This window comes from Nocardiopsis sp. B62 (assembly GCF_018070675.1).
Taxonomy (GTDB): domain Bacteria; phylum Actinomycetota; class Actinomycetes; order Streptosporangiales; family Streptosporangiaceae; genus Nocardiopsis; species Nocardiopsis prasina.
In genome coordinates, this window is the sequence record NZ_JAGPXK010000021.1 from 91,936 (window position 1) to 98,975 (window position 7,040).

The 7,040-nt window shown below is 70.8% G+C and carries 6 protein-coding genes; 2 read left to right on the top strand and 4 right to left on the bottom strand.

Annotation, left to right across the window (positions count from 1 at the left end):
• Positions 1-183: 183 nt before the first annotated feature.
• The 4 genes from KBX21_RS20245 to KBX21_RS20260 all read right to left on the bottom strand — a co-directional run bounded on the left by KBX21_RS20245 (position 184) and on the right by KBX21_RS20260 (position 4,225).
• Entirely contained in the window at positions 184-2,019 is a 1,836-nt protein-coding gene (locus KBX21_RS20245; protein ID WP_210843062.1) for a PQQ-binding-like beta-propeller repeat protein, read from the bottom strand.
• Positions 2,020-2,089: 70 nt separating this feature from the next.
• Positions 2,090-2,944 (bottom strand): ATP phosphoribosyltransferase, encoded by an 855-nt coding sequence (gene hisG, locus KBX21_RS20250; protein ID WP_210843064.1) that lies wholly within the window; start codon positions 2,942-2,944, stop codon positions 2,090-2,092.
• Between the two features lie 87 nt (positions 2,945-3,031).
• The gene (locus KBX21_RS20255; protein WP_017546893.1) at positions 3,032-3,295 is read right to left on the bottom strand and encodes a phosphoribosyl-ATP diphosphatase; all 264 of its coding nucleotides are present in this window, start codon (positions 3,293-3,295) and stop codon (positions 3,032-3,034) included.
• Between the two features lie 99 nt (positions 3,296-3,394).
• Positions 3,395-4,225, bottom strand: a complete 831-nt coding sequence (locus KBX21_RS20260; RefSeq protein WP_210843072.1) for an SDR family oxidoreductase — start codon at positions 4,223-4,225, stop codon at positions 3,395-3,397.
• 172 nt (positions 4,226-4,397) lie between these two features.
• On the opposite strand from KBX21_RS20260, the gene KBX21_RS20265 reads away from it, so the two are divergent.
• A complete protein-coding gene (locus tag KBX21_RS20265; RefSeq protein ID WP_049570986.1) occupies positions 4,398-5,114 on the top strand; it encodes a class I SAM-dependent methyltransferase in 717 nt (238 codons plus the stop codon).
• A 410-nt stretch (positions 5,115-5,524) separates the two neighbouring features.
• A partial coding sequence (locus KBX21_RS20270; protein WP_307869242.1) for a trehalase-like domain-containing protein occupies positions 5,525-7,040 on the top strand: 1,516 nt, incomplete at its 3' end.

The window sequence follows — 7,040 nt, forward strand, 5'->3', positions numbered from 1 at the left end:
GCTTCCTGTGGGGGGCGAGTGGGGTTGATCCCCCGGAGGACGCGGTCGAACCGTCCCCCCGGGGCCCGGGGGGACGGCGCGGCCCCGGTGGTCCACGGACTCCGAGGAGTGCGCTCCCGATGGTTCCGGGCCCCGGTGGTCGGAGGGGCGGGAGCCGTACCGGGTTCCCGGCCCCCGGCCGGATCAGACCAGGCCGACCACGCTGGTCGTTCCTCCGTGCACGATCGCCAGGGCTCCGGGGACGCGCAACAGCGGGGTCGACTCGGGCCACATCCGGATGAGGTCGCTATCGACCGCCTCGAACTCCACCTCCAGCTCCCAGGGCTCCCCGCCGTCCCACGGTGCCCCGTGGACCGTGAGGTGGGCGGGGCCGACGTAGCTGTCCCGGTCCTCCGGCACCAGCAGCTGGCTGGTCACCAGCATGTCCGTCAGAGCGACACCCTGTTCGAACCTGAACTCGTCCTCCCTGGCCACAAGCGGAGCCGTCCGTCGTGGTTCACCACCGCCGAAGGGGTGCCAGGTGTACTCGACCGTCGGTTCGAACAGACTCGTCGCCGTCAGGTACCCCCGTGCGTCGAACGCGGCGTTCGGCTGGCGGGCCTCGGTGTCCCCTCCCTGGTCCAGTCTCGGCAGTACCTCCTCGATCCCTTCTGCGATCACGGTCCCGTCCGCCTGGTCCAGGACGACCGACTCCTGGGCCTCGTTCTCGAAGGAGTTCCAGTGCAGAGCCATCACCGCTCCGTCCGTGCCGGTCCGGAGCGCCACTTCAGCGTGGTAGCCATGGACCTCTTCGTAGGTCCGGCTCGTGCTCGACTCGTGCCGCCACACCTCAGAACCGTCCGCGGGGTCCAGACCGAGGATCACGATCTCGCTTCCCTCGACCTCTGGCTCCACGCACTCGTAAAGGGTCGCGACCACGTCGCGTCCGCCCGCCGAGCTGGTGAAATCCTCCGTTCTGCATTCCTCGGGGGCCTGGAACCGCCACGTTCGCGCGAATGACTCGGGGTCCATGCCGGTCAGGGCTCCGCCCGCCGCGTGTGCCACGTAACCGTCGTCGAAGAGGTCGATCCGGGGCACCCGGCCGAAGATGTTCACCGGGAGCACGTCCTGGGCGCGTACCTGCCCGGTGTGGGCGTCCAGCGCCACGAAGAGGGCCCCACCGTCCAAGGAACCGGCCCCTGGCAGGAAGGAGAGCATGACGGTCGCTCCGTCCGCCGAGGTGAACAGCTGCGCAGTCACCGAACCGGGCCTGCGGTGGTGCCAGAGTTCCTCGCCGGTCTCCCCATTCAGGGCCACCACCCCGTCACCGATCAGTACCACCAGCCCCTCACCAGCGGTCGCGGCGCGGCTCACGTGGTCTCCCTCCGGTGCCTCCCAGACCCAACCGATACCGCTCACCGAATCGGGCACCGGCGGTGGGTCGACCCGGCGCTCCGTGGTGGTGGTGGCGTCCACCGGCAACACCGTGACGGCGGCATGAACCAAGGCCAGGGCGAGAGCCCCCGTACTGGCCGCCACCGCTCCGGCTGGTCCGCCTCCGCGCACGCGCGGCCACGGCCGGGACCACAGCGCCGTGGCGAACAGCAGCGCCCCCACTAACTGCAAGGTGATTCCGGCGGTCTGGGCGGTGTGGATGTGGTCGGGTACCCCGCCCTGGAACAGGTCGACGGTGCGCCGCCACGCGAGGACGGTGAGAGCCGACGCGACCAGCACCGCCGTCCACACCTGCACCCGCGCGGACCGATCGGCGCGCTTCCTCGCGTCCACGTAGTGACCGCGCATCTTCTCTCGGTCCGCCAACTCCGCCAGCAGTTCCGGGTACCTCCGGTCCCGAACACGGTTGACCACGAACCCCAGAACCAGCAGAAGGACCAGGCCCAGAACCGCGAGGCCCGCCCAGGCAGCGTCTCGGCCCGCCTGGACCGCCTGCACGATCTGGGCCACCTGGCCGGATACCGCGATGACGGATCCGACGACGAAGAGCCCCGACCCGAACCACACACTTCCCTTGGCACGCATACGTCCTCTGACGGCAGTCAAGGGGAGAAGGTTCTGGCCGGGGCCGGATTCCGTAACGGGGCCGCCGTGGCTACAGGCGGCAGGCGTAGATGTCGGTGACCAAGATGGCGCGGGCGCCGAGCTGCCAGAGGTCGTCCATGATCCGTTGGGCCTCCTTGCGGGGCACCATCGAGCGGACCGCGACCCAGCCCTCACGGTGCAGCGGGGAGACCGTGGGCCCCTCCATGCCGGGAGTGAGGGCGACAGCCGCCTCCAGGTTCTCGGCGTGCACGTCGTAGTCCATCATCACGTAGTCGCGGGCCACGAGGACGCCGCGCAGGCGGCGCAGCAGCTGGTCGATCTGCCGGTCCTCGGGGGCGTCCGTGGGCCGGATGACCACGGCCTCCGAGATCAGGATCGGGTCGCCGAAGGTCTCCATCCCCGCGTTGCGCAGCGTGGTGCCGGTGGAGACGACGTCGGCCACCGCGTCGGCCACGCCGAGCTGTACCGAGCTCTCCACGGCCCCGTCCAGGTGGATGACGCGCGCGTCGATGCCGCGCTCCTCCAGGTACGCGCGGAGCAGCTCGTCGAAGGACGTGGCGATGCGCTTGCCGTTGAGGTCGGAGACGTCCATCCCGCCGCCGCCGGGCGCGGCGAAGCGGAAGGTGGAGCCGCCGAAGCCCAGTGCGAGGACCTCGTCGACCGGGGCTCCGGAGTCCAGCAGCATGTCGCGGCCGGTGATCCCGGCTTGGAGGATGCCCTCGCCGACGTAGACGGCGATGTCCTTCGGGCGGAGGAAGAAGAACTCGGTGTTGTTGTCCGGGTCGACCAGCACGAGGTCGCGGCTGCTCTTGCGCTGCCGGTACCCGGCCTCGCGGAGCATCTGGACGGCGGGTTCGGACAGCTGGCCCTTGTTGGGCACGGCGATGCGGAGCATGTCGGGCATTGGGATTCCTTGTCAGCTCTGGCGTGGTTCGGGGACGTCGGTGGGCCGGTCCGCGCACGCGCCCGGCGAGGGGCGCGCGGTACCGGCCTACAGATGCTTGTAGACGTCCTCGAGCCGCAGGCCACGGGCCAGCATCAGGACCTGGAGGTGGTAGAGGAGCTGCGAGATCTCTTCGGCGGCGTCTTCGTCCGACTCGTACTCGGCGGCCATCCAGACCTCAGCGGCCTCCTCGACGACCTTCTTGCCGATGGCATGGACGCCGGCGTCGAGTTGGGCGACGGTCCCGGACCCCTCGGGGCGGGAGCGTGCCTTCTCGGACAGCTCGGCGAACAGCTCTTCGAAGGTCTTCATGGTCTCTTTCCTCGACCGACAGTGCGCTACCAGGGTAGGCGCAACCGACGCCCGGTGACCAACCGGGGACCGAATGTCCCAGTATGTGAGAGGGCCAGGTCAGGCCATGCGGCGGGCGACTGCGCGGATCAGCGGGCGGGGCAGGAGGCGCAGGAGGCCGTCGGCGGCCCTGTACTGGGGTCCGGAGACGACCGCCGAACGCCCGGCGGACCAGGCGATGAGGGAGTCGCGGACGATGTGCTCCTTGGGCACGAACGCGAAGGCGGGCATCCCCTGTTCCTGGACGCCGCGGGTCATGTCGGTGCGCACGAATCCGGGCAGGACCACGGTGACGTGGACGCCGTGTCCGCGCACCTCGGCGGCGACGCTCTCGCTCCACAGGGTCACGAACTTCTTGCCCGCGCCGTACACGGAACCCCCCGGGTTGACGGGGATCTCCCCGGCCATCGAGGCGACGTTGACCACGCCCAGCCCCTCCTTGTACCCGTTCGCGCGACGGGCGATCTGCACGGGCAGGACGGCGCGGGCCAGCTTGAGGACGGCGCGGACGTTGAGGTCGATCATCGCGTCGATCTCGGCGGGGTCCTGCTCGGCGAAGGTGCCCCCGTCGCCGCGCCCGGCGTTGTTGACGAGCAGGTCCACGGGCGCGAGCTCGCCGGTGCCGTCCTCGGCCAGCCGCGCGGCGACGGCGGCGACGCCCTCGGATGTGCCGAGGTCCGCGCGCAGGACCTCGACCGCGGTCCCGTACCGCTCACGGACGTCGTCAGCGAGGTCGGCCAGGAGGTCGTGGCGGCGCGCGACCACGACGAGGGCGTACCCGCGCTGGGCGAGGCGCCGGGCGTACTCCTCCCCGATCCCGCCGGAGGCCCCGGTGACCAGCGCGGTGCGGGTGTGGGCGGGGGTCTCGGGGGTGGCGTCGGCGTCACTCATGCCCCTCAGAGTAGGGCGTGGCGCCGTGGCCGTCCGGGGGCGGGAGCGCCCCTCGGGGCGCGGGCCCGGCGCCGGGGTTCCCGTCCCGGCGGTGTTCATGGCCACGCGGTGTTTCCGGGACAAAGGGCCGCGCGGTCTCCCCAGGGGCACACCGACGCGTTAGCGTTCAGTCATGTCCGAGACCCAGAGCCCCACCGGACCCCTGGCCGCCCTCAGGCTGGAGGAACGTCTGCGTGACACCAGACTCTTCTTCAGCCAGGCGCTGCGCACCTTCCATGCGACGGGTTCCATCGTGCCCAGCAGCAGTGCCCTGGCGCACGCCATGGCCGAGCACATCCGCCACCGACCCGATCCCGACGAACCGCTGCGCATTCTGGAGGCGGGCGCCGGAACCGGCGCCATCAGCCGCGGGATCGCCGACGCGATGCGCCCCGGTGACACCGTGGACCTCGTGGAGGCCAACCCGGAGTTCGCGGCCTACGTCGAGCACCTGTTGGAGACCGACCCCCAGATGTCGCCGATCGCGGACAGTGCGGAGGTGCACGCCTGTCTGGTCGACGAGATGGGCACCGACCGCACCTACGACGTGATCGTCTCCGGCCTGCCGTTCGCCAACTTCACCGCCGACACCGTGCGCGGCATCCTCGACTACTACTTCACCGTGCTCCGCCCGGGCGGGACGCTCTCCTTCTACGGCTACCTGTACACGAAGGAGGTCAAGGCGGTGATCGCCCGCCGCGAGGACTACCTGCGCCAGGCGCGGACCAGTTGGGTGGTGCAGGACTGGCTGGACCGTTACGGGATCGGCTCGGAGAAGGTGTTCGCCAACCTCCCGCCCGCGTGGGTGCACCATCTGCGCAAGCCGGAATGGGAGTCGTCGAGCTCCTGACCCGGCGCTTCGGCGCGCACCCCCCACACCTCCCCGGTTCCGCTCACCCCGTCCACAGGCCGTGGACTCCCTTCCACGGCCCGCGGGCGGGGTCTGGCACATACGGACCCGTTCCGTATGAGTGATCTGCATCACTTGCTTCTCGTGCACGCGCACGTGCGCGGCGCGGGTAGTCTCGCGTTGACTTCTGAGGCACCTGACCTTTTACAGAACAGCACGGATGCCCGGTTTATCCGTTTGAATGCCAAATGTTCTTTAGGTCTACTCAAAGGCCCGCGAAGTTCATCCCGCGCCATACGTCCCTGGGTCTACGTTTTCCCTACGAGATCCATGTGATCCAGACACATGCGCGCGGAGTCCTACATCTCACCTATTTCCCAGGTCGGTAATGGACCAGTGGAGGAGGCAACGTGACGCTCACCCAGGTGGTCAAGGCGACTCCGGCGGTCCCGCAGGGACCAACGGACACGACCCTGGAGACCATGCCCCTCGACGTCCGGCAGCGCGTCTCCGCGCTGGCCCGCACCTCGCGCCTGCTCGTGGCCTGCGACTACGACGGTGCTCTCGCACCGGTGGCATCCGACCACCGGGGTCCCCTCCCCGAGGCCGTCAGGGCCCTGCGCGACCTCGCGGACCTGCCCGGCACCGTGTGCGCGGTCATCTCCGCCAGGGCCCTGCGTGACCTGGCCGCCCTCTCCAGGCTGCCCTCGGAGGTCCGCCTCGTGGGCGCCTACGGCACCGAGTTCGACACCGATCTCACGATCGACCCCCGTCACCCCGGCACCGGCCCCGACGCCCCGCCCGCCGACAAGTCCGCCGCGCTCGAACTCCTGCGCGAGCAGGTCGAGGCCACCGCGATCCTCTACATCGGCGGCGGCGAGGGCGAGGAGCCGGTGTTCGCGAACCTGAACGCCGGGGCCGACGCGGGCGTGCGGGTCGGCGAGGAGCACACGGTGGCCGCGCACAGCGTCCCCGACACCCCCACCGCCGCGGCCCTGCTCACCCTCCTGGCCACCGAACGCCGCTCCTGGGTCTTCGGGGAGCGCCCCACCCCCATCGAGCGCATGTCGATGCTCTCCAACCAGGCCTCCGTGGCACTGCTGGGCCCGGACGCGCGCCTGTCCTGGTTCTGCCACCCCGAGCCGGACTCCAACGCCCTGTTCGCCGAGGTCCTGGGTGGCCGTCAGGCCGGGGTCTTCGCGATCTCGCCCGCCCACGGCGGCCTCCCCCTCGGCCAGCGCTACCTACCGGGCACGATGACCGTGCGCACCCGCTGGTCCCGCCTGGAGGTCACCGACTACCTCGCCCACGACACCGAGCCCGGACGCACCGACCTCGTCCGGGTGATCGGCGGCGTCACCCCCGCCACCGTCGAGTTCGCCCCGCGTCCCGACTTCGGCCGCGCCCCCATCCGCATCACCGTCGAGCCCGAGGGCCTGCGCGTCCAGGGCGCCGACTTCCCAATGGTCCTGCGCTCCCCCGGCGTGGAGTGGCGAGTGGACCACGACGGCACCGACGACGTCGCCCGCGCGACCGTCCACCCGAGGTCCGAGCGCCCCGTGGTGCTGGAGCTGCGCTGCGGCACCGACTCCCTGACCGCCGAGGAGGCCACCGAGGCGCAGCGCCAGGAACAGGCCGCCCTCCACTGGTCCTCCTGGGTGCGGGACCTGGACCTGCCGCGCACCGAGAACGTCCTCGCCGCGCGCTCCGCCCTGACTCTGCGGGGTCTGTGCACCCCCACCGGCGGTGTCATGGCCGCCGCGACCACCTCCCTGCCCGAGGAGATCGGCGGCGTCCGCAACTGGGACTACCGCTACTGCTGGCTCCGCGACGGCGCACTCACCGTCCAGGCCCTGGTCACCCTGGGCTCCACCACCGAAGCCGAAGCCTTCCTGGACTGGGTCCACCGCGTCGTGGACTCCCTGC